Below are 25,615 nucleotides of genomic sequence, written 5' to 3' on the forward strand. Positions count from 1 at the left end.
CATGAGCCGCGACCCCCGCGACCAGGCTCCGGGCGACCGGCCCGAGCACCCCACCACGCCCGCGGACGGTGACGACGCCGCCGTCGGCACCCCCGCCGTCCCCGGCACCGAGCCCGGGACCGACGACGACGCGCGCGACACGGAGCACGTCCCGCCCCGCACCGACGACTCCGACGAGGACGCCACCACCCCCGTCGAGACCGGCCCGGGCCCGGGTGCGCCGTCCGGCGCGCCCCACGACGACCCGGACGACCCCGCAGCGGTCCCCGGCGACCCCACGACGCCGAGCGACGCGCCGGCCGCCGGCGACGAGACCACGGTCACCACCGGCCACCCCGAGGACGACGGCACCACCGCGGCCCGCACGACCCCGACCGGTGCCGCACCGACCGACACGCCCGCGCCGAGCGACCCGGACACCAGCGCCCCGAGCACGACCGAGCCGAGCGACCCCGTCGTCCCGGGCGACGCCGCAGCAGCGGGGGAGCGCCCCGCACCCGACGACCGCACCGACCAGCCCGGCGACGCGCGTCCCGCCCCCACTGCGCCGGACCTCCCGACGCCGGGCGCGACGACCGACGCGACGTCGGACGCGACGACCACCCCGGAAGCCGCGGCGCGCGAGCAGGACGCCGAGACCGCGCTCACCGCCGAGCCGGACCCGGTCACCGGGGCGACGGCCGCCGTCGGGCGCCACGGCACCCCCACCCAGCCCGAGCCGCGCGGGCTGCGCGGCCTCGGTCGGGCGATGCGCCCGCGCGCGTCGCGCTCCCAGGTCATGGTCGGCGTCCTGTGCGCGCTGCTCGGCTTCGCGCTCGTCGTCCAGGTGAGCCAGACGCAGGAGGACCAGCTGTCCTCCCTGCGCCAGAGCGACCTCGTGCGCCTGCTCGACGACGTCACCCAGCGCTCCGGCGAGCTCGAGGAGCAGGTGTCCTCGCTCGAGGCCACCCGCGACGAGCTGCAGTCCGGCTCCGGCCGCGAGCGCGCCGCGCTCGAGCTCGCCGAGCAGCAGGCCGAGACGCTCGGCATCCTCTCGGGCCGGCTCCCCGCCGAGGGCCCGGGCGTCGAGATCGAGGTCGTCGAGGGTGCCGAACCGCTCAAGGCGTTCGGGCTGTTCAACGTGCTGGAGGAGCTGCGCAACGCGGGCGCCGAGGCCATGGAGGTCAACGGCGTCCGACTCGTCGCGAGCAGCTACTTCGAGGACACCTCCGACGGCGTCGTCGTCGACGGGCAGGTGATCTCGTCCCCGTACCGGTGGACCGCGATCGGCGACCCGTCGACGCTCGAGACCGCGCTCGAGATCCCGGGCGGCGCCATGGCGTCGCTGCGGGCCGACGGCGCGCGCACCACCGTCACCCAGCAGGACCGGGCCGAGGTCACCGCGACCGTCGAGCCCCGCGCACCCCGGTACGCGACCCCCGTCCCCGCCGACGAGTGAACCGGCTTCCCGCAGGCCCACGGGCCGGGGTAGGTTGGGACGACCGAGGGTCGCACGCACCGCGTGACCTGCAGGTGTAGTAGTTTTCGAGCACCAGTTTCCCGCACCCCGGGGGCTCGTCCCTCGGTGCGGTTTCCGAGCTCGAGCACGACGTGCGTGAGCCCCGAGGAGGCGTGATGAGTGTCCCAGGCGGTCCTGAGGTGCCGAACCGGGCGACCAGCGACACGACGGTCAGCTTCGGCCGGATCGAGGCCCCGATCGAGGAGGGCGTGCAGCCCGGGGGCCTGAGCCCCGAGGAGCACGCCGCCGTCGCCGCCCTGCCCCGCCACTCGGCCCTGCTCATCATGCAGCGCGGCCCCGGCCAGGGCTCGCGCTTCCTCCTCGACGCCGAACGCACCGTCGCCGGGCGCTCCGAGCACGCCGACATCTTCCTCGACGACGTCACCGTGTCGCGCAAGCACGCCGAGTTCGTGCGCGAGGGCGAGCACTTCGTCGTGCGCGACGTCGGGTCCCTCAACGGCACCTACGTGAACCGCAGCCGGATCGACGCGGTCGCGCTCGGCACGGGCGACGAGGTCCAGATCGGCAAGTACCGGCTCACGTTCCACGCCAGCCCGCACGCGGCGGCGTCGGCGGGCGGCGCGGCCTCCCCGTCGTGAACATGCCGACCGGCGCCGCGCACGCCACGGCCCCGGAGCCCACGGAGGGACCCGAACCGTGGCCCCAGGGGATCTCGCGCCGCGCGACCATGCGCATCTCCGACGTGCTGCGCGCGCTGCGGGCCGAGTTCCCCCACGTCAGCCACTCCAAGCTGCGCTTCCTTGAGGAGCAGGGCCTCATCGAGCCGGTGCGGACCGCGTCGGGCTACCGCCAGTACAGCCCCGCCGACGTCGAGCGCCTGCGCTTCGTGCTCGTCGAGCAGCGGGACCGCTACCTGCCGCTGAAGGTCATCAAGGACCGCCTCGCCGCGCTCGACGCCGGGACCGACGCCGAGACGCTCGCCCCCCGCCTCGCGACCACCGACGGCGAGCCCGGGTCGGCCGCCGTCCGCCAGCGCTACACCGTCGACGCGCTCGTCTCCGCCGCCGGGGTCGAGCGCGAGCTCGTCGAGGGCCTCATCGAGGCCGGCGTGCTCCGCCAGGCGCCGGGCGGGCAGCTCGACGCGCGCTCGCTCGACGTCGTCGTGCTCGCCGCCGGCCTCGCGGACTACGGCATCGAGCCCCGCCACCTGCGCTCCCTGCGCACCGCCGCCGACCGCCACGTGAGCCTCGTGCAGCAGGTCGTCTCGCCGTGGCGCGGCCAGCAGAGCCCGTCCGCGCGCGCCCACGCCGGCACCGTCGCGTCCGAGGTCGGCGAGCTGTGCGCGCAGCTGCACACCGTGTTCGTGCGCCAGGGCGTCGACGACCTCACGCGCTGACGCCCGCACCCATCCCGCCGCACCTCCCGCGACGCCCTCCGCGTGTCGCGCCCACGCCCGGTGCGCACCCCCTGCCGGATGCCGGGCGGAGTCGTACGGTGGTGGAGTGAGCGACGACGTCCCGATGGTCCCGGTGGAGGTGCTGGGGGTCCGTCAGCAGCAGCGCGACCAGGAGATCGTGGTGCTGCTGCTCGACGACGCGTCCGAGCTCGTGGTGCCGATCGTCATCGGCCCGCGGGAGGCGAGCGCGATCGCCATGGCGCAGGCAGGGCTGCCCACGCCGCGGCCCATGACGCACGACCTGCTGCGGGACCTGCTCGACGCGGTGGGCGTGCGGCTCGAGCGGGCGGAGATCGTCGCCCTCGACGGCGGCATCTTCTTCGCCGAGCTCGTGCTCAGCAACGGCGTGCGGCTCGACTCGCGCGCGTCGGACGCGATCGCCGTCGCGGTGCGCACCGGGAGCCCGGTGCTGTGCTCGGCGGAGGTCGTGGCGACGGCGGGCGTCGAGGTCGTCGACGTCGCGCAGCAGGAGGAGGTCGAGAAGTTCCGCGACTTCCTCGACCACGTCCAGCCCGAGGACTTCTCGGTGGACGAGTAGGAGCGGTCCCGGTGCGTGGCGGCCCGACCCTCGGGTCGCGGTCGAAGCTTCTGGACACACCGGACAAGACAGACCTTCGACCTCAGGTCGAGGGTTCAGCGGTCGACGCGACGACGTGGCGGGCGCGACACGCCCGCACGCCGAGGCGTCGGTCGTTGACGGCCCCCGACGACGCCCATAGTTTGGTCGTGACATCACCCCAGGAGGCGACAGTGAACAGCAGCGGTGAGGCGAGCGTCGGTGTCGGCGCGGCAGTTCCGCAGGGCGCGCAGGGCCTCCTCTTCGGGGAGGACATCACCGAGCAGGACACCACGACCGGCTACCGCGGCCCGACGGCGTGCCGCGCGGCAGGCATCACGTACCGCCAGCTCGACTACTGGGCCCGCACCGGTCTCGTCGAGCCCACCGTCCGCCCGGCGTCCGGGTCGGGCTCGCACCGCCTGTACAGCTTCCGCGACATCCTCGTGCTCAAGGTCGTCAAGCGCCTGCTCGACACCGGGGTGTCGCTCCAGCAGATCCGCACGGCCGTCGAGCACCTGCGCGAGCGCGGCGTGGACGACCTGGCGCAGATCACCCTCATGAGCGACGGCGCGAGCGTCTACGAGTGCACCTCGCCCGACGAGGTCGTGGACCTCGTCCAGGGCGGCCAGGGCGTGTTCGGGATCGCCGTCGGGCGCGTGTGGCGCGAGGTCGAGGGCACGCTCGCCGAGCTGCCGACCGAGTCCCTCGAGGACGAGGACGGCACCGCGACGAGCCCGCAGGACGAGCTCGCCCAGCGCCGTCAGGCCCGCACAGCGGGCTGACCCCACGCCCGGGCGGACCGCGGGCGGACCGTCCGCGAGCGCCGGCGCACCCCCGCGAGGCGTGTGGACCTCGTCACAGCGGGTGCGGTGACCCGTCCGGCGACGCCGTGGGAGGATCGCCCGGTACGCGGTGCGTGGCGCCCTCCCCGGCCCGACGACGCCGCCACGCTCGACGGATGGAGTGCCGGTGTTCTCGAAGGTCCTGGTCGCCAACCGCGCGGAGATCGCCGTCAGGGCGTTCCGCGCCGCCTACGAGCTGGGGGCCCGCACCGTCGCGGTGTTCCCGCAGGAGGACCGCAACTCCGAGCACCGGCTCAAGGCCGACGAGGCGTACCTCATCGGGGAGCCCGGCCACCCGGTGCGGGCGTACCTGGACATCGAGGAGATCGTGCGCGTCGCCCGGGAGGCGGGCGCGGACGCCGTCTACCCGGGGTACGGGTTTCTCTCGGAGAACCCCGACCTGGCGCGGGCGTGCGCGGAGGCGGGGCTGACGTTCGTCGGGCCGCCGCCGGAGGTGCTCGAGCTCGCGGGCAACAAGGTGCGGGCGCTCAAGGCGGCGCGTGAGGCGGGCCTGCCGGTGCTCGCGTCGAGCGAGCCGTCGGCGGACGTCGACGAGCTCGTCGCGGCCGCGGACGAGATCGGGTTCCCGGTGTTCGTCAAGGCCGTCGCGGGCGGTGGCGGTCGCGGGATGCGGCGCGTCGACGTGCGCGAGGACCTGCCCGAGGCGCTGGCGGCGGCGATGCGCGAGGCGGACGGCGCGTTCGGGGACCCGACGGTGTTCCTGGAGCAGGCGGTGCTGCGGCCGCGGCACATCGAGGTGCAGATCCTGGCGGACGGCGCGGGGAACGTCGTGCACCTGTACGAGCGGGACTGCTCGTTGCAGCGTCGTCACCAGAAGGTCATCGAGATCGCGCCGGCGCCGAACCTCGACCCGGCGGTCCGGGACGCGCTGTGCGCGGACGCGGTGCGGTTCGCGCGGCACATCGGCTACCAGAACGCGGGTACGGTCGAGTTCCTCGTCGACACGGTGGGCGAGCGTGCGGGGCAGCACGTGTTCATCGAGATGAACCCGCGCATCCAGGTGGAGCACACGGTGACCGAGGAGGTCACGGACGTCGACCTCGTGTCCGCGCAGATGCGGATCGCGGCGGGCGAGACGCTGGACGACCTGGGCATCCGGCAGGAGGACGTGCGCGTCAACGGCGCGGCCCTGCAGACCCGGATCACGACGGAGGACCCGGCGAACGGGTTCCGTCCCGACACGGGCCGGATCATCGCCTATCGGTCCCCGGGCGGGGCGGGCGTCCGGCTCGACGGGGCGACGGCGACGGCGGGGTCGGTCGTGTCGGGCCACTTCGACTCGATGCTGGTGAAGCTCACGTGCCGGGGGCGGGACTTCCCGACGGCGGTGCGGCGCGCGCGTCGTGCGCTGGCGGAGTTCCGCATCCGCGGGATCCGGACGAACATCCCGTTCCTGCAGGCGGTGCTCGCCGACCCGGAGTTCGTCGCGGGCAACGTGGCGACGTCGTTCATCGACGAGCGGCCCGAGCTGCTCGCCGCGCGCGAGAGCGCGGACCGGGGCACGCGCCTGCTCGCGTACGTGGGGGACACCACCGTCAACCGGCCGCACGGGGAGCCGCGGGTCACGAGCGACCCGGCGGCGAAGCTGCCGCCGTTCGACCTGACGGTCGCGCCCCCGCCCGGGTCGCGCCAGCAGCTCCTCGAGCTCGGCCCGGAGGGCTTCGCGCGGGCGCTGCGGGGCGAGCAGCGGCTGCGTGTCACGGACACGACGTTCCGCGACGCGCACCAGTCGCTGCTCGCGACGCGCGTGCGCACGCACGACCTGGCGGCCGTCGCGCCGTACGTGGCGCGGGCGACGCCGCAGCTGTGGTCGGTCGAGGCGTGGGGCGGGGCGACGTACGACGTCGCGCTGCGCTTCCTCGGGGAGGACCCGTGGGAGCGGCTCGCGACCCTGCGTGCCGCGATGCCGAACCTCGCGATCCAGATGCTGCTGCGCGGGCGCAACACGGTCGGGTACACGCCGTACCCGACGCGCGTCACCGAGGCGTTCGTCGAGGAGGCCGCGGCGACGGGCATCGACGTGTTCCGCATCTTCGACGCGCTCAACGACGTCGACCAGATGCGTCCCGCGATCGAGGCCGTGCGCGCGACCGGCACGACGGTCGCGGAGGTCGCGCTGTGCTACACGGGCAACCTGCTCGACCCGGCCGAGGACCTGTACACGCTCGACTACTACCTGCGCCTCGCGGACCGCATCGTCGACGCCGGTGCGCACGTCCTCGCGATCAAGGACATGGCCGGGCTGCTGCGCCCCGCCGCCGCGAGCCGGCTCGTGACCGCGCTGCGCGAACGGTTCGACCTGCCGGTGCACCTGCACACCCACGACACGTCCGGCGGGCAGATGGCCACGCTGCTCGCCGCCGCCGCGGCGGGCGTCGACGCGGTCGACGCCGCGAGCGCCGCGATGGCGGGGACGACGAGCCAGCCGCCGCTGTCGGCGCTGGTCGCCGCGCTGGAGCATACCGAGCGCGACACCGGGCTGTCGCTGGCGGCGGTCGCGGACCTCGAGCCGTACTGGGAGGCGGTGCGCCGCGTGTACGCGCCGTTCGAGTCGGGCCTGCCCGGGCCGACGGGGCGCGTGTACGAGCACGAGATCCCGGGCGGTCAGCTGTCGAACCTGCGTCAGCAGGCGATCGCGCTGGGCCTGGGGGACCGGTTCGAGCAGATCGAGGCGATGTACGCGGCCGCGGACCGGATCCTGGGGCGGCTGGTGAAGGTGACGCCGTCGTCGAAGGTCGTGGGCGACCTCGCGCTGCACCTCGTGGCGGCGGGCGCGGACCCGGCGGAGTTCGCGGCGGACCCGCAGTCGTTCGACATCCCGGACTCCGTGGTCGGGTTCCTGGGCGGCGAGCTGGGCGACCCGCCCGGTGGCTGGCCGGAGCCGTTCCGGTCGCGCGCGCTCGCCGGCCGTGCGGCGCGCGCCGGGGTCACGCCGCTCTCGGCCGAGGACGAGGCGGAGCTCGCGCAGGAGGGCGAGGTGCGCCGTCGTCGGCTCAACCACCTGCTCTTCGCGGGGCCGACGAGGGAGTTCGAGCAGGTGCGGCAGGCGTACGGGGACGTGTCGGTGCTCGACACCCCCACGTACCTGTACGGGCTGGAGCCGGGCCAGGAGGTCGCGGTCGCGCTCGGCAAGGGCGTGCGCCTGCTCGTGGGCCTCGAGGCGATCGGCACGCCCGACGAGCGCGGGATGCGCACGGTGATGTTCACCCTCAACGGCCAGCTGCGCCCGATCCAGGTGCGCGACCGCGCGGTGGACGTGGACGCGCGCACCGCCGAGAAGGCGGACCCGACCCAGCCCGGCCAGGTCGCGGCGCCGTTCGCGGGTGCCGTGACGCCGGTCGTCGTCGTGGGCGACGTCGTCGAGGCAGGGCAGACGGTCGCGACCGTCGAGGCGATGAAGATGGAGGCGGCGATCACGACGCCCGTCGCGGGCACGGTCCAGCGGGTCGCGATCGGCGCGGTGCAGCAGCTGGAGGGCGGCGACCTCGTCCTCGTGGTGGGCTGAGGGGCCGGTCCCGCACGGGCGGGGCGGGCAAGGACGACTCGAGGAGGTTCCATGCAGGTCACGTTCCACGGGCACGCGTGCGTCACGGTGCGCCACGGCGGTCAGGTCGTCGCCATCGACCCCGGCACGTTCAGCGACGCCGCGGCCGCGCTGGCGGACGCCGGCACGGTGCTCCTCACCCACCAGCACCCCGACCACGTGGACACCGGCGCCCTCGGTGACGCCCTCGCGGCCCGGCCGGAGCTCACGGTGTGGGCGCCCGAGGAGGTGGCCGCCGCGGTGCGTCCCGCGCTGCCCGACGGCGCGGCGTCGCGCGTGCACGTCGTCGCGCCGGGGGACGGCCTGGACCTGGGCGGTCTCGAGGTCGTGGTGGGCGGCGGCCGGCACGCGGTGATCCACCCGGACGTCCCGCGGATCGCGAACGTCACGTACCTCGTGCGCGGGGACGGAGCGACGCTCCTGCACCCGGGCGACTCGTTCGACGCCCCGGACGCGGGCGTGCTGGGCGGACGGCGGCTCGACGTGCTGCTCGCGCCCGTCTCGGCGCCGTGGCTCAAGCTCGCCGAGACGATCGACTTCGTGCGCGCGCTCGACCCGCGGGTCGTGGTCCCGGTGCACGACGCGCTGCTGTCGGACGTCGGGCACGGCCTCGTGAACCGGCTCCTGGGCGAGCAGCGCACCGGCGGGACGTACGAGTACCGGCCGTTGACGACCGGGGAGTCGATCGACGTCGCCGCGGGCGCCCTGGACGGCGCGGCGGACGCCGTCGCGCGCGAGCTGCGCGACGAGCACCCCGAGTTCGGGGAGGTCGCGCTGCTCGAGACCGACGAGACCGTGCCGCCGCGACCGGAGGAGGAGGCGGCCGACGTGCTGCGCTCCGACCCGGCCCGCTGAGCCGCGGACCCGCCCGCCGTCGTCGTCGCCCGAAGGACGGCGACGACGGCGGCGCTGCTACAGCAGCGGGCGCAGGGGAGTGAGGACGACCTCGCTGAGCTTCGCCGCCACCGAGCGCGAGTCCCACTCGTCGAGCGTCAGCTCGCGCGAGTTCGACAGGTCGACCTCGAAGACCTTCTCCATCTGCTCGGCCACCCCCGGGTCCGTGATCTCGAGGTTCACCTCGTAGTTCCCCGTGAGGGAAAGCCGGTCGATGTTCGCCGTGCCGATCGTGGTCCACGCGCCGTCGATGGTCGCGGTCTTCGCGTGCACCATGGCGTTGCGGTACAGGTGGATGCGGACCCCGCCCTTGAGCAGAGCCGTGTACAGACCGCGCGACAGCCAGTCCGCGAGCACGTGGTTCGAGCGCTCGGGCACGAGGACCCGCACGTCGACGCCGCGCGCCGCGGCCGCGAGCAGCGCGGCCAGGATCTCCCGGTCGGGGATGAAGTACGCCTGCGTGATGTAGACGTGCGAGCTCGCGCGGTCGATCGCGTCGAGGTAGATCCCGCGGATCGGGAACACCAGGTGCGCCGGCGCGTTGCGGGCCGCGCGCAGCCGCGGCTCCCAGTGCACCGATCCCGGGTCGGCGAGCAGCGGCTGGTCCGAAGCGCGGTTCGCGTTCCAGAAGTCGACGAACGCGTTGCGCAGCTCCCACGCGCTCGGCCCCACGAGGCGCACGTGCGTGTCGCGCCACTGCGTCGCGTACAGGGCGCCGATGTTGTACCCGCCGACGAACGCGATCTCGTCGTCGACGACGAGGATCTTGCGGTGGTCGCGGCCGGACTTGCGCACGTTGAGCATGAGCACGCCCGGGCGGAACACCGGGTACCGGATGACGTGGATCGGCTCGGGCAGGTCGAAGAACGCCTGGGGGACGACGAGGTTCGCGAAGCCGTCGTACACGACGAACACCTCGACGCCGCGCTCGCTCGCCTCGACGAGCGCCTGCTTGAACTCCTCGCCGAGCGCGTCGGCCTTCCAGATGTACGTCTCGAGCAGGATGCGGCGCCGTGCGCCGCGGATCGCGCCGAGCATCTCCCGGTACACGTCCTCGCCGTACGTGAAGACGGTCGTCGTGGTGCCCGCGACCTCGACGTCGGCGGGGGCCGAGCGCGGGAACGAGGCCTCGGTGGCGTTGCGGCGCTTGCGGATCGCGTCCGCGGTGACGAGCACGCCCGCGACCGTCACGGGTGCCGCGACGGCGACCACGAGCGCACGGGAGAGCAGACGGCGGGCGGTGCGCAGGGCGGAGTCGGCGGACAGGTGCACGCACTCACCGTAGCGGGCGGCACCCCGGGCGCGACCGGAAGACGGTCGCGCCGCGGGTGAGATCCCGCACGGGCCCGTCCCCGGCGCGTCCCGGCCCGTCCTCGGCCCGTCCTCGGCGCGTCCTCAGTGCGAGCGCAGCGCGCGGACCAGCTCCGCCTTGCGCATGGAGGACCGGCCCTCGATGCCGATCTCGGCGGCGCGCTTGCGCAGCTTCTCGACGGTCCAGTCCTCGTAGTCGCCGGCCTTGCCGCCCTTGCGGCCCACGCTCGAGCGCGACGAGCCCGCCGCGGCGTTCGCGATGCGGGCCGCCTTCTCCTTCGAGTCGCCCTCGTCCCGCAGCTTCTCGTACAGGTCGGGGTCCTTCACGCTCGGACCCGGGTCACGCTTCGGCACGACGGCCTCCTTCACCTCGGTCCGGCGGCCCGGACGGCAGCGCCGGTCTCCCGACAGGCTCTCGCCGCCGGCACGGTCTCGCACGCGGACGAGTCCTCCCGCGCGGACGACGCTCCAGCACGACGACGCGCGACGACCCTGCGTCCACGTGCCCCACGTACCCCGCCAGGGCGGTGAACCCCGACGGGTCGCCGTCGCCGACGACGTCCCAGCGCACGTCCCCGTCCTCGAGCGAGAGGGCGACCGTCCGCGAGCGCCGTGACGAGCCGTCGGGGACGACCAGGGCGAGCGTGGCGCCGTCGGTGAACGCGGCCGCGACGCCACGGGTGAGATCGACCCGGGCGCCCGTGGTGCCCGGGCCGTCGTCCGCCGTCGTGGCGGTGCCCGCGGGCGCCGTGCCGACGCCCGGCGCGGCAGGGCGACCGGCGGGGGAGCTGCGCGGCCACGACCACACGGGCTCGCCCGAGCGCGCGTCCAGGGCGACGACGCGCTCACCGGTGACGACGACGGCGCGGTCGGCGGCGAGCGCGACGACCTGGGCGACGGGCTGCGCGAGCCGCCACCGCTCGCGCAGCCCGTCGCCGGAGCCGTCCGCGGCCGCGAGGGCGCGCACACCGTCGGCGGTGGCGACCAGCCAGGGGGCAGCGTCGTCCTCGGGGCCGACGAGCGGCCGCAGGAGCCGACCGTCGACGGCGGCGAGCACCGCCGCGTCCGGGGCGACGAGCTCGGTCGTCGCCTCGCGCCCGGGCGGCAGCACGCGGGTGCGCAGGAACGTCCCGTCGGGCAGCGGGACGACGTCGGTCGTGACGGCCGGGCCGGGGGCGTCGATGCGGGTACCCGCGGCGGTGAGGACGGCGCTGACGCGACATCCCCGCACGACGAGCAGGCCGTCCTCGACGGTGGCGGCGGCCTGCCCGGCGACCTGGGGCCGGCACATCGGGGTGCGTTCCGCGTCGTCGGGCGGTACGTCGTGCCGCCAGCGCACGCGCGCCGTGCGGGCGTCCTGGAGCGCGAGGTGCACGACCCCTCCGGTGCGGGCCCACCGCAGCACGGTCCCGTCGGGCGCGGGGACCGCGCGGCCGAGCGTGTCGCCCAGCGGCACCGGGCCGGTCACTGGGCCGTCCGGGCCGACGACGTGCGCGACCGGGGCGAGCGCGGGTCCCGTCACGCACACGAGCGCCTCGGTCACCGGTCCCGCCGACTCGTCGGGGGTCGGTCCGCACGTGGCGGTGGCGTCGAGAGCGAGCCAGCGCCGGGCGCCCGAGGCGGCGTCGCGCCCCTCGACCCCGGCGGCGGTGACCGTGACGACCACGTCGTCGACGACGGCGACGCGCGGGGCGGCGGCGTCCGCGGACCAGGCGGGGGTCGGGGGCACGGCGAGCGAGCGGACGGCGCCGGGGTGGGAGAGGCGGGCCTGCTCCGCCGTCGAGGCGCGCCACGAGCCGATGGCGCCGAGCGCGACGGCGAGCGCGAGCAGGGGCGCTCCGACGCGCGCGAGGAGGGTGCGTCGTCGGGCAGGGGCCGCGCGCCCGGGTGCCCCCTCCGCGGGTGTGCCGCGCCCGCCCGGCGCGGGCTCGTCGTCGGGGACGAGCTCCACCCGGTGGAGCGGGGCCATGCCTGCGACGCTACGCCCCGCCCGGCCGGGTGTCAGCGCCCCCGAGGTCGCCGCCTGCGTGGTGGGCCGGTCAGGCCTCGCTGGGTTCGAGCGCCGCGGAGAGCGGGTGGGCCCGGATCGCGGCCGCCAGCTCGCCCTCGATGCGGTCGAGGTAGACGCCGGTGGTCGCGATGGACGCGTGGCCGAGGAGCTCCGCGACGACCTTGACGTCCCAGCCCTCCGCGGCGAGCAGCGTCGCGGTCGTGTGGCGCAGCGCGTGCGGGGTCGCCTCGCGACGGTACTGCGCGGGCATGCGTTCGACGCAGCGCCGCAGCAGCCCGCGCACGGCCTGGGCGTCGATCCGGCGGCCCCGCCACGACAGCAGGAGCGCGCGCTGGGCGTCCGGGTCGTCGGGCCGGCGGGCGAGGAGCGTCGGGCGCAGGCGCGCGAGGTACTCCTCGAGCGCGTCCGCGAGCGGGGGAGACAGCGTGACGGTGCGGACGTGGCCACCCTTGCCCTGGATGCGCCATCGCGTCTGGTCCGGTTCGCGGGAGAAGTCGTCGAGGTTCGCGCGCTCGAGCTCGGACACGCGCGGGCCGAGGACGAGGAGGAGCGCGACGACGAGGCGGTCACGGAGCTGGAGGTCCTGGTCGCGGCGCGAGACGGCGGGCTCCCCGGGTGCGCGGGCGGCGGACACCTCGAGCAGCGACGCCGCCGAGCCCGCGGACAGCGCGGTGCGCGCGACGCGCAGCCCGTCGCGCAGGCGGGCCGGGGGAGCGGCCCACTGCATCGGGTCGGCCTGCACCCAGCCCTCGCGCGTGGCATGCGCGAAGAAGCGCGTCACCGACTGCCGGAACCGGTTCACCGTCGCTGCCGAGCGGCCCGTGCTGCCCGGCTTGCGCGACGCGTCGGCGTACCGGCCGTCGGGCGTGGTCTGGTAACGCAGCAGCACGTCGTCGACGTCCTCGCCCGTGACGTCGTCCAGGACGCGCGCGGGTCCCGCGAGGCGCGCGAACTCCGCGACGTCCCGCTCGTAGCTGCGGCGCGTCGTGGGGGACAGGATGCCGCGCAGGGTCTGCGCGGCGACGGACGCGAGGTAGCGGTCGGCTGCCTCGGCGACGGTGATCCGCTCGAGGCGGGGCGGGGCGACCATGGTGCGGGCCTCCTGGGGGACGGGTCGCCGTCAGCCTAGGACGCGCCACCCACAGCACTGCCCGCTCGCGGCGCTCTGACCTGCGCGGACGTGCTCGTCGTCGTCAGCCGCGCGCCCCGGTGCCCGGGGCGAGGTGCGCGACGTCGCCCAGGGCGACGACGGCGCGGTTGTGGAAGTAGCCGTCCTCGCGCAGCGTCGTGATGCTGCCCGAGGGCACCGGGAAGGCGACGTGCCCCGCGGCGTCGACGGGCATGCCGATCCAGGCCGCGACGACGAACGTGGCGGCGAACCCGTGCGTCACGACGACCTGGTGGTCCACGTCCCGCCGCAGGAGGTCCGTCGTCGCCGCGTACACGCGCAGCGCGACGTCGAGGCGGGTCTCGGCGCCGGCGACACCGACGTCGTGCCGCAGGCGGTCGCCCGTGGCGGGCGGCGGGACGAACCGTGCGTCGAGCCACGCCTGGGGGCGACCGCCGGCCTCGCCGTAGGACGCCTCGCGCAGCCGCGGGTCGAGGCGCACCGCCGCGCCGAGCGCGTCGGCGACCGCGGTCGCGGTGCGGCGCGTGCGCAGGAGGTCGGACGTGACGACGTCCGTGCTCCCACCGGCCGGGACACGCGCGCGCAGCGCCGCCGCGACGAGGTGCGCCTGCCGTTGCCCGGCGGGCGTGAGGTCGGAGTCGTGCTGGCCGCCGACGAGTCCGTCGACGTGGTGCGTCGCCTCCGGGTGCGTCACGACGTGCACGGTGCGTTCGCGCACACCGACGAGGTCGGGCAGCGGGGGAGCGAGGAGCGGTCGGGGAGCGTCGGGCACCGGGACAGGGTGGCACACACGGCCGGCAGGACGGCGGTGGCGAGGGGAGCGTCGTGGTGGACGGTGTGCACCGCGGCGCACGGGGAGCCTCGCCTGGAGCGGGGGACCAATGGCTCCCGGCGCACCCGACAGCCGGAGAGCGACCCGGGAAGCGGCGGACGACCTGATGCGCGGTCACCGCGGGCACTTGTGCGTCACCATGGTGTTGACCTAAACACAATGGTTTGGGGTCTATGTCCGATTCTAGGCATCGTAGCCGATGGTGCGGTCCCGAACCACCCGGCGGCTGCCCGGCGCTGCGACGGGTTGTGGCGAGCTCGCGGACGACGGCCGGTCGGCACGCTGGTCGGCATCGTTCGTGGGCCGGGCCTGCACGGGGGACACCGTGCGCCAGGTCCACACGCCGGCCGCCGCGAGGCCGCCGATGGCGCCGACCAGCAGGAACGCCAGGACGGTCAGCACGAGCACCGGCAGCCAGGCGAGCGTCGCGCACGTCGTCAGGACGCGTCCAGACCGACGGGCGTCCGGTGCGGCGGCCGTGAACACCGAGGTCGGCGCGCCCGAAGATGCCGCGACGGATTTCGGGGGCGCCGGTGCGACGGACGCGCCGATACCGGACCGCGACGCACGATGCAGGGATCGCACGGCGCGGCGAGCCGCTCGGCGGTCGGCGTTGTGGGCGGCCGGGGCGAGAAGCTGCGGTGCGTACGTCGTCGTGCTCATGACGAAGGGGAGCCCACCAGGGCGCCTCGTGATGCGCTGGAGGACGCTTCCTTCCCGTGAAATGACATAATGTACATTATCGGCGCCGTGATGGTGAGTGTTATCCATGGATCGACAGGCTCCTGCCAGCACGGTCCGGAGCCTGTCGACGGTTTCCTCTGACATCATCGCCGCATGGAGTTCGTGTGCCGCCGGTGCCATCGAAGCGTGCGCGTCGGCGCGGCCGAGTACGAGACGTTCGAGCGGATGCACTACGTCTGCTTCCACTACGAGTTCGAGCACCAGGACTTTGACGTCGACGAAAGCTGCGGACTGGCTGGCTGCCCCTCTGAGGCGAACGGCTCCGGCCGGCGGACGGTCATCGCGACGGCCCGAGCCTTGGCGACCGCCGCAGCTGCCGACGAGCCTTGGAGCAACCGTTCCCTCCACGAGTACCTCGAGGCGCTCGCGCGCTGGCTCGAGAGCTCAGACGCGTACTACCGCAACGATGCCGACCGCAGGACCACACCTCCCAACGGGTGGGCGGTCGTCGACGATGCCCTGCGCGCTGCTGCGACGCACGAATGAAGACACGTTGCCTCACGCGCGCGCCCGGACATCCGTTTAGCCCATCGCGTTGCCGGGCGGTTCCAGGACCTCACGAACGACTTTCCCTGGCCTTGGCACGCTGCTGACCTAGACGAGCAGGTCGCCGAGGGTCGTTCCACGGGACGCAACAGGCACGTGAGGCGCGACGGTGCCAACTACTCCCCCGGCGCCCTCGTCGAGCAGAGGTGCGGCCGAGAGCCCCGAGCACCGCGACCTTTCGACGGCGTCCTGCGGGTTTTCGGGTGTGTACTGGCCCCATGGGATCCGCCGGCCTCGAACCGTCCACCCGCTGCGCGATCGACGCGGTCACCGCGCTGCGTCTCGTGCTCGACGACGTGACCCTCGGGACGCGCCGCCCGCTCGTCGGGCCGTCCGTCCTGCGCAGCCACGCGCTCTCGATGCTGTACCAGGACGTGCGCCGCGGCGCCCTCGACGAGAAGACGGCGCGCGAGCGTCTCGAGGGTGTCGCCTCCCTGCGGATCCGCCTGCTCGGTGACCGCGTCTCGCGCGCGACGGCGTTCCGCCTCGCGCGCGAGCTCGACGCCGACGACACGGCCGTCGCCGAGTACGTCGCCGTCGCGACGCTCCAGGCCGACGTCCTCGTGGCCGGTGACGAGCAGGTCGCCGCCGCGGCGGATGGTCGCATCCCCCTCGTCGCGTACGAGGACCTCCTGGGCTGAGGCGCCCGGGCGCTCGTTGGTCGCCCCGTCCGAGCCGGGCCCGGGGTCAGTCGTCGAACACGTGCCAGCAGATCGCGCTGCGACGCCGCTGGTCGTCGAGCACGAGCTCGCGCAGCCCGGCCGGGATGCGATCGCGCTGCCGATCCCGTTCCGCGAGGCGCGCCGCCTCGGCGTCCTCCCCCCGTGCTGCGGCGTCCGCGGCGGCCGCGCGGATCGCGTACGCCGCCGCGCCCAGCCCGTGGGCGGCGACGTGCGCCACGGCGACGGCCTGGCCGGCCGCGAGCGCCGCGTACTTGACGGGTGCGGCCTGGTCGCGGCCGGCGGCGTTGGCGATGAAGGCGGTGGTGTGGGCGGTCTTCATGGGGACGTCGCCGCGGATCCAGGCGCGGGCGACGTCGAGGGCGTCCCGGGGTCGGGTGTCGTCGGGTCGTGCGCGTTCGAAGATCGGCAGGACGTGCTCGGCGCAGTCGACGGCCCACCGGGCGATCTGGTGGTGGTGCTCGTCGGTGAGGGTGCCTCCGCGTCGGATCGTGACGAGGCGGGGGTCTCGTTCGGTGGGCAGGATCGGCATGGTGCGATGCTCCCCCGGCCCGGTGTCGGGGCACCAGCCCTGGGGGCGCGTGGGCCAGGTCGTGGGGCCGGTGGCCGGAGTCGCTCTGGTGGGCCGCGGGTCGGGCGGCGTACGGTGCGAACGTCCCCGTTCGTCGTCCGTCCGGGAGGTGCTGGCGCCTCTCCCCCGGGCCGGGACCCTCGTGCCGTGTCGTCGGCGCGACGGGTCCTCTCCCCCGGGTCTGGCGGGTCGTGGCGGGCGGGCCGTTCGCGAGGAGGCGCTCATGGTCCGGTTCACCCGTTCTGACGATCTGCGGGGTGCGACGTTCGAGGGTGTGGACCTGCGGGGTGCGCGGTTCGTGGAGCCGGACCTGTCCGGGGTCGTGGTGCGGGGTGCGCAGGTGGAGGGTCTGGACGTCGACGCGCCGTGGTTGTCGGACGGCGATGCTCCGGTGCTGGTGAACGGGGTGGACGTGCGGGGGTTCGTGGAGGCGGAGCTGGACCGGCGCTTCCCGGGCCGGGAGCTGCGGCGGGCGGCGGATCCGGAGGGTCTGCGGGTGGCGTGGGCGGCGCTGGAGTCCACGTGGGCGACGACGCTGGAGCGGGTGGCGGCGTTGCCCGCGAGCGCCGTGGACGTGTCGGTGGACGGTGAGTGGTCGTTCGCGCAGACGGTGCGGCACCTGGTGCTGGCGACGGACGCGTGGCTGGGGCGCGCGGTGCTGGGGGTGGAGCAGCCGTTCCATCCTCTGGGGCAGCCGGGCCCGCAGGCGGCGGAGGACGGGTTGGACCTGTCGCTGTTCGCTGTGGGGACGCCGTCGTTCGGCGACGTGCTGGAGGCGCGGGCGGGCCGGGTGGCGATGGTGCGGGACTTCCTGGCGGGGGTGACGCCGGAGTCGTTGGGGGTGGTGCGTCGCAACCCGTGGTCGCCGGAGTATCCGGAGACGACGTTGTCGTGCGTGCACGTGATCCTGGAGGAGGAGTGGGAGCACCACCGGTTCGCGGTGCGGGACCTGGCTGTGGTCGAGGCGTCGTTGGCGGGGTGAGCGCGGGCGTTCCGGCTGTGGTGCGTGGGGTCAGGTGGTGCGTGTCACCTGGGCGGCGAGGTTGGGGGTGAGCCGGGTGAGGTCGGGGTCGGTGGAGAGCCCGTCGGGGACGAGGGTGGCGGTGACGAGGGTCTGGGCGTCGCCGTACTCCAGGCGGAGGTGGCCGTCGTCGAGGTCGGTGACGAGGCCGCAGGTGGAGGCTCCGGCGTCGTCGTCCGGGGTGTCGCCGTGGACGAGGGTGACGAGGCAGACGACGTCCTGCCCGTCGCGGGTGCCCGACCCGGCGTAGAAGGTGGCGCCGTCGAGCTCGCCGAGGCGTCGCGCGGAGGTGGGGTCCATCTCGTCGGGCGTCATCGTGTCGACGAGGGCGTCGTCGGGGGTGGCTGGGTCGGCGAGGCGGGTGACGAGGTCCTGGGGTGTCACGGGCCCGGAGCAGGCGGCGAGGGCCAGGAGCGCGGCGCCGACGAGGAGCACGGGTCGGGTCCGGCGGCGGGACAGGTCCATCGAGGATGGATATCACGTCGCGAGGGCTGGTCGGGGTGGGCGCCGGTACACGGACACGTACCCAGAGCTCGACGACGAACCGACCTCCTGGGGCGAGATGACGTGCGGCGTTGCGGAAGCACTCGACCTGGGCGTCCTGGGTGAGCAGGTTGGAGATCGTGTTGTCCACGAGGTAGACGAGCGTGTGCTCCCCCGGCACCCTCGCGGTGGCCATGTCGCCGACGACGACGGGGAGGGTCGTCTCGTCGGCCTTCTCGCGCAGCCGGGCGACCATGTGCCGGGAGATCTCGATGCCGGTCACGGGCACGCCGCGCGCGGCGAGCGGGATCGCGACCCGGCCCGTGCCGACCGCGAGCTCGACCGCGCTCCCCTGGCCCGCGAGCGCCGCGAGCCGGTCCACGGCGGGGTCGAGGGTGTCGGGGGCGAACATGCCCTCGCCGGGGGTGTCGTACCGCGCGGCGGCGTCGGCGTCCCAGAGGCGTTCCTGGTCGGTGCCGGCGTGGTCGGTGCGGGAGTCCGTCATCGTGCGACGGTGTCAGGCGCTGTGCCCGGCGGTCCAGCGATTTCGGGTCGTGGGGTCTTCGGTGTCCTCGGTGTCTCTGCTCGGGCGATACCGGGCGCTACGGTGTCGGCATGGATCGTGCGGCGTTCGTCGGCTTCGTCCGTTCTCAGGGGTGGGGGGTCGTGGCGTCCCTCGGTCACGACGGTGGCCCGCAGGCGGCGTTCCTCGCGGTGGCGGCGACGGACGCGGGTGAGCTGGTGTTCGACGCGCGCGCGTCGTCCCGCAAGGTGGCGAACGTGGCCCGGGACCCGCGCGTCGCCGTGACGGTCGGCGGGACGGACGGGACGACCGTGCAGTGCGAGGGCGTCGCGGACGTCCCGTCCGGTGCGGACCGGCGGCGCTGCGCCGCGGCGTACGCGGCGGCGTACCCGCAGTTCGCGGGGTCGTTGCTGGACGACGGCATCGTGCTGCTGCGGGTGACCCTGGCCTGGGCGCGGTACGGAGACTTCCGTGACGGCCGGTCGGTGATGACGGAGGTCGACGTGTCCGGGTGGGGCCTGGCCGGGGACTGACGTAGTCCCCCGTCGGGTCGGGCCGGTCAGTCGAGAAGGGCCTGCTTGGCGCGGGCGTACTCGGTGTCGGTGAGGTCTCCGGCGCGGTGGAGGGCGGCGAGGCGTTCGAGCCGGGTGACGAGGTCCGCTCCCCTGCCGGTGGGTGCCGGGTCGGTAGTGGCGCGCCCGACGACGCGCCACAGGGCGCGGGTGAACACGCCGGGTCGGCGGGTGGTCCCGGCGTGGTCGGGGCGCAGGTGCGGGACGCGGGCGGAGGGCACGGTGCGGTCGTCGAGCTCGATGGCGCCGGGGCGGGTGGCGGCGAGCGAGCGGGCGAAGCGCGCGAACCGTGCGGAGGAGCCCTCGAGGAGGACGGCGCGCGTGGCGCGGGCGGTGGGGTGCTGGTCGTCGCGCCAGGTGACGGCCACGGTGGGGCCGTCGCCGGTGACGGTGACGACGGGCCGCCCGGCGGGTTGCAGGACGGTGTCGTCGCCGCGCACGAGGCGCAGGCGGGTGCCGTCCCACACGAGGCGACCCCCGGCGACGTGGAACATGGCGGGGTACCGGGGTGCGGCGGTGAACCGGGCGGCGTCGGGGGTGGGCTGCGGTGCCCGGACGATGCCGACGGGGCGGCGCCGGGGTGGGGCCGCGACGTCCTGGTCGGGGCGGGGCGCGTGGTCGGCGAGGGCCTCGACGACGGGGACGGCGAGGGTCTGCGGGGCGGCGGGGCGCGTGGCCGGTTCCGGGACGCCGGGTCGCGCGGCCTGGTCCTCGGTGGTGCTGCGGCTCATGGTGCTCCCCCGTCGTCGTCGGTCCCCCGATCCTGCCGCGACGGGCCTGCCGGGGGCAAGGCGGGTCGCGGTGCGGGCGGGGTGTCGTCGCAGGTCGGGCAGGGGTGCGCGCCCCGGCCGGAGCACCGGTGGCCGGGGCGCGCGGTCAGGAGGTCACAGGCCGCCGAGCAGGGCCGTGAAGTCGGGCGTCCCGGCGAACGGGTCGGCGGGGCCGGTGTTCTTGCGCAGCGCGACCTTCTCCGCGAGCTCGCGGCCCGCGCGGGCGATGCGAGCGGGCAGGCCGCCCCCGGAGTCGCCCTCGGCGGCCGCCCAGTCGTCGGTGGCGGCGAACACGGACGTCGTGGCGACGTCGGCCCGCAGGTAGGTGAACAGGGGGCGCAGCGAGTACTCGAGCGCGAGCGAGTGGCGGGCGGTGCCGCCGGTCGCGCCGAGCAGGACGGGCGTGCCGGTGAGCGAGTCCTTGTCGAGGACGTCGACGAACGACTTGAGCAGCCCGGAGTACGTGGTGGTGAACAGCGGGGTGGTCACGACGATCCCGTCGGCGGCGGTGAGGCGCTCGAGCACGCCCGCGAGGTCGCCGGTCGGGAAGCCGGTGAGCATGGCGTCGACGACGGCGTGCGCGTGGTCGCGCAGCTCGACGGTCTCGATCTCGGCGCTCACGCCGAGGCCCTGCAGCTCGCGCACCGTGGCCTCGCCGAGCCGGTCGGCGAGCAGGCGCGTGGAGGACGGCTTGGACAGCCCGGCGGACACCACGACGAGGCGGCGGTCCGGGGCGGGGGTGCTGGCGGTCATGCGGTGCTCCTGGGGTGCTGACGTGCGGTGCGGGGTGCGGCCCGTCGCGGGCCGGGTGCTGCCGTGCCCGACGGCGGCCGGTCGCGGGTGCGGGGCACTCCTCGACCGTACGCCGTCGGGCGGGTGGTCACGGCGCGGGTGTCGCCGGTGTCACAGGCCGAACGCGGCACCGGCGGTGGCGGTGCGGGTGTCGTCCTCGGCGGTGCGCCCGGTCCACAGGTCCTCGGTGCCGCCGACGTGCGCGGCGCCCTCGGTCCCGGCCGCGCGGGCGGCCGCGACGCGCTCGGCGTGGCTCGGCGGGTTCGCCGGCACGTGCGCGGGGCGGACGGCCTCCATCTCCTTGCGCAGCACGGGCACGACCTCGCCCGCGAGGAGGTCGATCTGCTCGAGCACGGTCTTGAGCGGCAGGCCCGCGTGGTCGACGAGGAACAGCTGGCGCTGGTAGTCGCCCACGTGGTCGCGCATCGCGGCGTACCGGTCGATGACCTGCTGCGGCGAGCCGACGGTGAGCGGCGTCTCGCGCGTGAAGTCCTCCATCGAGGGCCCGTGCCCGTAGACGGGCGCGTTGTCGAAGTAGGGGCGGAACTCGTCCCACGCCTTCTGGGAGTCCTTGCGCATGAACACCTGGCCGCCGAGCCCGACGATCGCGGTGTCCGCGGGCCCGTGGCCGTGGTGCTCCCAGCGCTGACGGTAGAACTGCACCATCTGCTTGGTGTGGCTCATGGGCCAGAAGATGTTGTTGTGGAAGAACCCGTCACCGTAGTACGCGGCCTGCTCGGCGATCTCGGGGCTGCGGATCGACCCGTGCCACACGAACGGCGGGACGCCGTCCAGCGGCCGCGGCGTCGAGGTGAAGCCCTGGAGCGGGGTGCGGAACTTGCCCTCCCAGTCCACGACGTCCTCGGTCCACAGCCGGCGCAGCAGCGCGTAGTTCTCGATCGCGAGCGGGATGCCCTGCCGGATGTCCTGCCCGAACCACGGGTACACCGGGCCGGTGTTGCCGCGGCCCATCATGAGGTCCATGCGGCCGTCGGAGATGACCTGGAGCATCGCGTACTCCTCCGCGAGGCGCACCGGGTCGTTCGTCGTGATGAGCGTGGTCGAGGTCGACAGGACGATGTTCTTCGTCACGCCCGTCAGGTAGCCGAGCATGGTCGTCGGCGAGGACGGGACGAACGGCGGGTTGTGGTGCTCCCCCGTGGCGAAGACGTCCAGCCCCGCCTCGTCCGCGTGCTTCGCGATCGTCAGCATGGACCGCACGCGCTCGGTGTCGTCGGGGGTCCGGCCCGTCGTGGGGTCCGTCGTGACGTCGCCGACGGTGAAGATGCCGAACTGCATGGTGTGCTCCCGTGAGTCCTAGGTCGATGCGTTTGCATGTACATGCCGCTCAACCCGGCTCCCCCCGGGTTTGTTCCCGCACCCCGGGCCGCGAGGTGTGAGCGTGCACACGTCCGGGGCCGGGCGGGGGCCGCGGAGTTGCGCGGGGCATCGAAACCCGGGAGCCTGGGACGGCGCGCCGAGGCGGGCCGGCACGACGCACCGCGGGGGCCACCAGGTCGTGAGGCCCCGCGACGTTCACCGGACCTTCACGGCGTGTCGGAACACCGACCGCACGTGAGGCGTTGCCTCTCGTAGACCGGGCCGCTGCCCGCACCCCCACCGGGCGCGCCCACCCACCCCCGAAGACCCCTCAGGAGGACACCATGGCCGACCGTTCGCTGCGCGGGATGAGCATCGGTGCGAAGAGCATGGAGTCGGACGAGGGCGTCGACTTCGCCCCCCGCTTCCAGGCGCACTACGACTGCCCCAACGGGCACACCATCATCCTGCCGTTCTCGACCGACGCCGAGGTCCCCCCGGTCTGGGAGTGCCGCTGCGGCGCCGAGGCGCTGCTGCGCGACGCGGAGCGCCCCGAGCCCAAGGCCGGCAAGCCTGCCCGCACCCACTGGGACATGCTGCTCGAGCGCCGCACCATCTCCGAGCTCGAGGAGCTCCTCGACGAGCGCCTCGGCCTGCTGCGCGCCGGCAAGCTGCGCCGCAGCGCCTGACGCCTCGCCGCACCCGTCACGAGAGGCCCGGACCCCCGCGAGGGGGTCCGGGCCTCTCTGCGTCGCGGGGATCACCGCGGGGACGTCTCACCGCGGGGACGTCTCAGCGCGTGCCGCTCCGCCCCGCGACCGACCGCGCGAGGCTCGCGAGCTGGGCCGCGCGCCGTCGGGCACCCCAGACCGTGACCTTCCACAGCGCCTCGGTGACGATCGCGCGGCTCATCTTCGACCGCCCCGCCGTGCGCTCGACGAACGTGATCGGCACCTCCGTCGCGCGGCCACCCGTCCGCACGACCCGCCACGCCATGTCGACCTGGAAGCAGTACCCGTGCGACTCCACGCTCGCGAGGTCGACGGCGCGCAGCGCGGACGCGCGGTAGGCGCGGTAGCCCGCCGTCGCGTCGCCCAGGTGCAACCCCAGCGCGAGGCGCACGTACGCGTTGCCCGCGCGCGAGAGCACCTCGCGGTGCCGCGGCCAGTTCTCCACGCGCCCGCCCGGTACCCAGCGCGACCCGATGACGAGGTCCGCGCCGTCGTGCGCGCCGTCCGCCGTGGCCGGGCCGAGGGCGGCGAGCAGGGACGGCAGCTGCTCCGGCTGGTGGGAGCCGTCGGCGTCCATCTCCACGAGCACGTCGTACCCGGCGCCCAGGCCCCACCCGAACCCCGCGACGTACGCGGCGCCCAGGCCCTCCTTCCCGGCCCGGTGCAGCACGTGCACGCCCGGGTCGACGGCGGCCGCGGCGTCGGCGAGGTCGCCCGTCCCGTCCGGGCTCGCGTCGTCCACGACGAGCACGTCAGCGTCCGGGACCGCGGCGCGCAGGCGCGCGAGCGTGCTCGGCAGTGTCAGCGCCTCGTCGTACGTGGGCACGACGACGAGCACGCGCCCGCCCGGGACGCCCTCCCCCGCGCGCCCGCTCACGGCGCCTCGTCCCCGGCCGGGACCGGGGCGGTTCGGGTGCGGCGCTCGCGGACGACGGTGACGACCCCCGCGGCGAGGAGCCCGAGGGCGAGGAGCTCGACGACGCGGCCCGGCCAGTCCCCGGCCCGCACGGCGGGCGTGAGGCTCGTGCGCAGGGGCAGGTCGGCGACCATCTGGTCGGCGGTGAACAGGCCCGTGCTCTGCAGGAGCGTGCCGTCGGGGGCGATGACGCCGCTCACGCCGACGGTCGAGACCTGCACGGTCGCGCGGCCCGTCGACACGGCGCGCAGCCGCGACATCGCGAGCTGCTGCGTCGACTCGGCGGTGTACCCGAACGAGGCGTTGTTGGTCGGCACGACGAGCAGCTCGGCGCCCGCGTCGACCGCGTCGTTGACGAGGCCGTCGTAGGCGACCTCGAAGCAGATGACGACGCCGAGCGGCACCGTGCGCCCCAGGCGGGGCGCGTCGAGGTCGACGACGCCGGTCTCGGTGCCCGCGATCATGTCGATGCTCACGCGGTCGACCTGGTCGGAGAACACGCGCAGCAGGGAGCGCAGCGGGATGTACTCGCCGAACGGCGCCGGGTGCTGCTTGGCGTAGCGGTCGACGACGCCGGTGCCCGGCTCCCACAGGAGCGACACGTTGTACCGGCCGCCGGTCTCGGGGTACTCCTGCGCGCCGACGAGGATCGGCGCGCCGACCTCCTGCGCGACGTCGTCGATGGCGCGCGCCACCTCGGGCGTGGTCTGCGGGTCGAGGTCGGACCCGTTCTCGGGCCACAGCACGACGTCGAGGTCGCCCGGCTCGACGTCGTCGAGGAGGGCGAGCGTGCCCTGCAGGTGGTTGTTCAGCACCTCGGCCCGGTTCGCGAACGACCCGAGGCCGGGCTCGCCCACGTTGCCCTGCACGGCCCCGACGGCGAGCGTGCCCGCCTCGGCGCGCGTGTCGAGCGGCACGAGCAGCGGTGCGACCACGAGCGCGGCCGCGACGGCCACGGGGACGACGGCGCCGGTCACGACGTCGCTGGTCGCGATGTCACGACGGCGCACCACGGCGAGCACGGCGACCGCGAGCAGCGACCCGGCGAGCGCGACGAGCAGCGACACGAGGACCTCTCCCCCGAGCCACGCCGCGCGACCCAGCGGGGAGTCCGCCTGGGAGAACGCGAGCCGGCCCCAGGGGAACCCGCCGAACGGCACCTCGGTGCGTGCCTGCTCGGCCCCGACGAACAGCACCGCGAACGCGACGGCCTGTCGCCCGGGGTGCCCCGTGAGCCACGACCAGCGGCGCGCCCAGACCCACGCGGCACCGAGCAGCCCGACGAAGCACGCCTCCATGACGGACAGCGCGAGCCACGGCACGGTCTCGGTCGCGTAGTTCGCCCACCACAGGTGCGGCAGGAAGAACGCCAGGCCCCACACCAGGCCCACGAGGAAGCCCCAGCGCGCGCCGTCGCGGCGCAGCGCCCAGAACAGGGCGGCCACGCCGACGAACGCGAGCGGCCACCACCCGCGGCCGGGGAACGCGGTGTCGGTGAGCAGGCCGCCCGCGAGGGCGAGCAGGAGCGTCAGGGGCCGCGACGGGACGGCGGTCGACGAACCCGCGGGGACCTCGCGCTCGGGTCGGCCGTCGGGCCGTGCGTCCCGCCCGGCGTCCGGTCCAGCGTCGGGCTGCCGGTCGTGAGGCGTGCCGGTCTCGGGCGCACGGGCGGCCGTGCCTGCGGGGCGGGATCGCCCGGCGGGAGCGGCCGGGGGCTCGGGGGCGTGCACGGGTGCACCCTACGCCACGGACCTGCACGAAGACCTGGCGGGCCGCCGCCGTCCGCGGAAGGTCGGCGGGGGTGGGAAGGGAGTGTGTGCGGGCTCGCGCGCCCTTCGGCCCGTACGACGCCGCCACCGGCGGAGCACGTTTTCTACTGAGCGCGCGA

At 75.0% G+C, this 25,615-nt stretch carries 25 protein-coding genes and 1 pseudogene; 12 read left to right on the forward strand and 14 right to left on the reverse strand.

All coding sequences use genetic code 11. The features are described from left to right. Position 1 precedes the first annotated feature (1 nt). From BJP59_RS07895 to BJP59_RS07925, 7 genes are all read left to right on the forward strand, one after another. A complete protein-coding gene (locus BJP59_RS07895; protein ID WP_194522632.1) occupies positions 2-1,438 on the forward strand; it encodes a DUF881 domain-containing protein in 1,437 nt (478 codons plus the stop codon). A gap of 176 nt (positions 1,439-1,614) precedes the next feature. Next, positions 1,615-2,097 (forward strand): FHA domain-containing protein, encoded by a 483-nt coding sequence (locus tag BJP59_RS07900; RefSeq protein ID WP_021483194.1) that lies wholly within the window; start codon positions 1,615-1,617, stop codon positions 2,095-2,097. Positions 2,098-2,099: 2 nt separating this feature from the next. Continuing rightward, positions 2,100-2,855 (forward strand): transcriptional regulator FtsR, encoded by a 756-nt coding sequence (ftsR, locus tag BJP59_RS07905; protein ID WP_194522987.1) that lies wholly within the window; start codon positions 2,100-2,102, stop codon positions 2,853-2,855. Between the two features lie 124 nt (positions 2,856-2,979). Beyond that, positions 2,980-3,453 (forward strand): bifunctional nuclease family protein, encoded by a 474-nt coding sequence (locus tag BJP59_RS07910; protein ID WP_024839673.1) that lies wholly within the window; start codon positions 2,980-2,982, stop codon positions 3,451-3,453. A gap of 212 nt (positions 3,454-3,665) precedes the next feature. After that, positions 3,666-4,256: a MerR family transcriptional regulator gene (locus tag BJP59_RS07915; RefSeq protein ID WP_021482353.1), complete on the forward strand. Its 591-nt coding sequence runs from the start codon at positions 3,666-3,668 to the stop codon at positions 4,254-4,256. Between the two features lie 187 nt (positions 4,257-4,443). Beyond that, a complete protein-coding gene (locus BJP59_RS07920) occupies positions 4,444-7,842 on the forward strand; it encodes a pyruvate carboxylase (protein ID WP_194522633.1) in 3,399 nt (1,132 codons plus the stop codon). Between the two features lie 51 nt (positions 7,843-7,893). Continuing rightward, positions 7,894-8,736: an MBL fold metallo-hydrolase gene (locus BJP59_RS07925; protein ID WP_076404879.1), complete on the forward strand. Its 843-nt coding sequence runs from the start codon at positions 7,894-7,896 to the stop codon at positions 8,734-8,736. Positions 8,737-8,793: 57 nt separating this feature from the next. Here the strand turns inward: BJP59_RS07925 and BJP59_RS07930 are convergent, their stop codons facing one another. The 6 genes from BJP59_RS07930 to BJP59_RS07955 all read right to left on the reverse strand — a co-directional run bounded on the left by BJP59_RS07930 (position 8,794) and on the right by BJP59_RS07955 (position 14,721). After that, a complete protein-coding gene (locus BJP59_RS07930; protein WP_206154171.1) occupies positions 8,794-10,041 on the reverse strand; it encodes a phospholipase D-like domain-containing protein in 1,248 nt (415 codons plus the stop codon). 129 nt (positions 10,042-10,170) lie between these two features. Next, positions 10,171-10,440 carry a DUF7218 family protein gene (locus BJP59_RS07935; protein ID WP_034656177.1) on the reverse strand — a complete coding sequence of 90 codons (270 nt, stop codon included), beginning with the start codon at positions 10,438-10,440 and terminating at the stop codon, positions 10,171-10,173. Then, a complete protein-coding gene (locus BJP59_RS07940; RefSeq protein WP_194522634.1) occupies positions 10,427-12,055 on the reverse strand; it encodes a PQQ-binding-like beta-propeller repeat protein in 1,629 nt (542 codons plus the stop codon). Before BJP59_RS07940 ends, BJP59_RS07935 begins: the two co-directional genes overlap by 14 nt. 70 nt (positions 12,056-12,125) lie before the next feature. Then, positions 12,126-13,187, reverse strand: coding sequence for a tyrosine-type recombinase/integrase (locus tag BJP59_RS07945; RefSeq protein ID WP_194522635.1), 1,062 nt, complete (start codon positions 13,185-13,187; stop codon positions 12,126-12,128). Between the two features lie 103 nt (positions 13,188-13,290). Then, on the reverse strand, positions 13,291-13,998 hold the full coding sequence (locus tag BJP59_RS07950) for a histidine phosphatase family protein (protein ID WP_228485337.1): 708 nt from the start codon (positions 13,996-13,998) through the stop codon (positions 13,291-13,293). 243 nt (positions 13,999-14,241) lie between these two features. Beyond that, on the reverse strand, positions 14,242-14,721 hold the full coding sequence (locus tag BJP59_RS07955; protein ID WP_194522636.1) for a hypothetical protein: 480 nt from the start codon (positions 14,719-14,721) through the stop codon (positions 14,242-14,244). Positions 14,722-14,895: 174 nt separating this feature from the next. Between BJP59_RS07955 and BJP59_RS07960 the strand changes: the two genes are divergently transcribed. Both BJP59_RS07960 and BJP59_RS07965 read left to right on the forward strand, forming a co-directional pair. Further along, positions 14,896-15,288, forward strand: a complete 393-nt coding sequence (locus BJP59_RS07960) for a DUF7660 family protein (RefSeq protein WP_194522637.1) — start codon at positions 14,896-14,898, stop codon at positions 15,286-15,288. Between the two features lie 278 nt (positions 15,289-15,566). After that, positions 15,567-15,989 carry a hypothetical protein gene (locus BJP59_RS07965; RefSeq protein WP_194522638.1) on the forward strand — a complete coding sequence of 141 codons (423 nt, stop codon included), beginning with the start codon at positions 15,567-15,569 and terminating at the stop codon, positions 15,987-15,989. 46 nt (positions 15,990-16,035) lie between these two features. On the opposite strand, the gene BJP59_RS07970 is transcribed toward BJP59_RS07965, so the two are convergent. Then, on the reverse strand, positions 16,036-16,560 hold the full coding sequence (locus tag BJP59_RS07970; RefSeq protein ID WP_194522639.1) for a putative immunity protein: 525 nt from the start codon (positions 16,558-16,560) through the stop codon (positions 16,036-16,038). Positions 16,561-16,822: 262 nt separating this feature from the next. Between BJP59_RS07970 and BJP59_RS07975 the strand changes: the two genes are divergently transcribed. Continuing rightward, on the forward strand, positions 16,823-17,581 hold the full coding sequence (locus tag BJP59_RS07975; RefSeq protein WP_194522640.1) for a DinB family protein: 759 nt from the start codon (positions 16,823-16,825) through the stop codon (positions 17,579-17,581). 30 nt (positions 17,582-17,611) lie between these two features. Here the strand turns inward: BJP59_RS07975 and BJP59_RS07980 are convergent, their stop codons facing one another. After that, positions 17,612-18,085, reverse strand: a complete 474-nt coding sequence (locus BJP59_RS07980; RefSeq protein ID WP_194522641.1) for a hypothetical protein — start codon at positions 18,083-18,085, stop codon at positions 17,612-17,614. Between the two features lie 58 nt (positions 18,086-18,143). Further along, positions 18,144-18,608: pseudogene (locus tag BJP59_RS07985) on the reverse strand (class I SAM-dependent DNA methyltransferase); the annotation flags it as partial. A gap of 110 nt (positions 18,609-18,718) precedes the next feature. Between BJP59_RS07985 and BJP59_RS07990 the strand changes: the two are divergent. Continuing rightward, a complete protein-coding gene (locus tag BJP59_RS07990; RefSeq protein ID WP_228485338.1) occupies positions 18,719-19,159 on the forward strand; it encodes a pyridoxamine 5'-phosphate oxidase family protein in 441 nt (146 codons plus the stop codon). Positions 19,160-19,185: 26 nt separating this feature from the next. Here BJP59_RS07990 and BJP59_RS07995 read toward each other — a convergent pair whose 3' ends face one another. From BJP59_RS07995 to BJP59_RS08005, 3 genes are all read right to left on the reverse strand, one after another. Beyond that, entirely contained in the window at positions 19,186-19,929 is a 744-nt protein-coding gene (locus BJP59_RS07995; RefSeq protein WP_194522643.1) for a hypothetical protein, read from the reverse strand. Positions 19,930-20,082: 153 nt separating this feature from the next. After that, complete coding sequence (locus BJP59_RS08000) at positions 20,083-20,721, reverse strand: FMN reductase (RefSeq protein WP_043651674.1); 639 nt, start codon at positions 20,719-20,721, stop codon at positions 20,083-20,085. Positions 20,722-20,871: 150 nt separating this feature from the next. Then, positions 20,872-22,059: an LLM class flavin-dependent oxidoreductase gene (locus BJP59_RS08005; RefSeq protein ID WP_034656123.1), complete on the reverse strand. Its 1,188-nt coding sequence runs from the start codon at positions 22,057-22,059 to the stop codon at positions 20,872-20,874. Positions 22,060-22,424: 365 nt separating this feature from the next. Here BJP59_RS08005 and BJP59_RS08010 point away from each other — a divergent pair, with 365 nt between their 5' ends. Further along, the gene (locus tag BJP59_RS08010) at positions 22,425-22,769 is read left to right on the forward strand and encodes an RNA polymerase-binding protein RbpA (RefSeq protein WP_021483180.1); all 345 of its coding nucleotides are present in this window, start codon (positions 22,425-22,427) and stop codon (positions 22,767-22,769) included. A 103-nt stretch (positions 22,770-22,872) separates the two neighbouring features. On the opposite strand, the gene BJP59_RS08015 is transcribed toward BJP59_RS08010, so the two are convergent. Next, a complete protein-coding gene (locus BJP59_RS08015; RefSeq protein WP_194522644.1) occupies positions 22,873-23,688 on the reverse strand; it encodes a polyprenol monophosphomannose synthase in 816 nt (271 codons plus the stop codon). After that, positions 23,685-25,457, reverse strand: coding sequence for an apolipoprotein N-acyltransferase (lnt, locus tag BJP59_RS08020; protein WP_336244618.1), 1,773 nt, complete (start codon positions 25,455-25,457; stop codon positions 23,685-23,687). Before lnt ends, BJP59_RS08015 begins: the two co-directional genes overlap by 4 nt. Positions 25,458-25,615 lie beyond the last annotated feature (158 nt).

It is taken from the genome of Cellulosimicrobium sp. JZ28 (assembly GCF_015327065.1).
GTDB classification, from domain to species: Bacteria; Actinomycetota; Actinomycetes; order Actinomycetales; family Cellulomonadaceae; genus Cellulosimicrobium; species Cellulosimicrobium funkei.

Excerpts from the sequence above, each read along its gene's own strand:
- BJP59_RS08010 (WP_021483180.1), top strand. The coding sequence starts at position 22,425 with ATGGCCGACCGTTCGCTGCGCGGGATGAGCATCGGTGCGAAGAGCATG.
- BJP59_RS07925 (WP_076404879.1), top strand. The coding sequence starts at position 7,894 with ATGCAGGTCACGTTCCACGGGCACGCGTGCGTCACGGTGCGCCACGGC.
- BJP59_RS07965 (WP_194522638.1), top strand. The coding sequence starts at position 15,567 with ATGGGATCCGCCGGCCTCGAACCGTCCACCCGCTGCGCGATCGACGCG.
- BJP59_RS08005 (WP_034656123.1), bottom strand. The coding sequence starts at position 22,059 with ATGCAGTTCGGCATCTTCACCGTCGGCGACGTCACGACGGACCCCACG.
- BJP59_RS07975 (WP_194522640.1), top strand. The coding sequence starts at position 16,823 with ATGGTCCGGTTCACCCGTTCTGACGATCTGCGGGGTGCGACGTTCGAG.
- BJP59_RS08000 (WP_043651674.1), bottom strand. The coding sequence starts at position 20,721 with ATGACCGCCAGCACCCCCGCCCCGGACCGCCGCCTCGTCGTGGTGTCC.
- BJP59_RS07995 (WP_194522643.1), bottom strand. The coding sequence starts at position 19,929 with ATGAGCCGCAGCACCACCGAGGACCAGGCCGCGCGACCCGGCGTCCCG.
- BJP59_RS07945 (WP_194522635.1), bottom strand. The coding sequence starts at position 13,187 with ATGGTCGCCCCGCCCCGCCTCGAGCGGATCACCGTCGCCGAGGCAGCC.
- BJP59_RS07960 (WP_194522637.1), top strand. The coding sequence starts at position 14,896 with ATGGAGTTCGTGTGCCGCCGGTGCCATCGAAGCGTGCGCGTCGGCGCG.
- BJP59_RS07895 (WP_194522632.1), top strand. The coding sequence starts at position 2 with ATGAGCCGCGACCCCCGCGACCAGGCTCCGGGCGACCGGCCCGAGCAC.
- BJP59_RS07990 (WP_228485338.1), top strand. The coding sequence starts at position 18,719 with ATGGATCGTGCGGCGTTCGTCGGCTTCGTCCGTTCTCAGGGGTGGGGG.
- BJP59_RS07940 (WP_194522634.1), bottom strand. The coding sequence starts at position 12,055 with ATGGCCCCGCTCCACCGGGTGGAGCTCGTCCCCGACGACGAGCCCGCG.
- ftsR (WP_194522987.1), top strand. The coding sequence starts at position 2,100 with ATGCCGACCGGCGCCGCGCACGCCACGGCCCCGGAGCCCACGGAGGGA.
- BJP59_RS07900 (WP_021483194.1), top strand. The coding sequence starts at position 1,615 with ATGAGTGTCCCAGGCGGTCCTGAGGTGCCGAACCGGGCGACCAGCGAC.
- BJP59_RS07980 (WP_194522641.1), bottom strand. The coding sequence starts at position 18,085 with ATGGACCTGTCCCGCCGCCGGACCCGACCCGTGCTCCTCGTCGGCGCC.
- BJP59_RS07970 (WP_194522639.1), bottom strand. The coding sequence starts at position 16,560 with ATGCCGATCCTGCCCACCGAACGAGACCCCCGCCTCGTCACGATCCGA.
- BJP59_RS07910 (WP_024839673.1), top strand. The coding sequence starts at position 2,980 with ATGGTCCCGGTGGAGGTGCTGGGGGTCCGTCAGCAGCAGCGCGACCAG.
- BJP59_RS07955 (WP_194522636.1), bottom strand. The coding sequence starts at position 14,721 with ATGAGCACGACGACGTACGCACCGCAGCTTCTCGCCCCGGCCGCCCAC.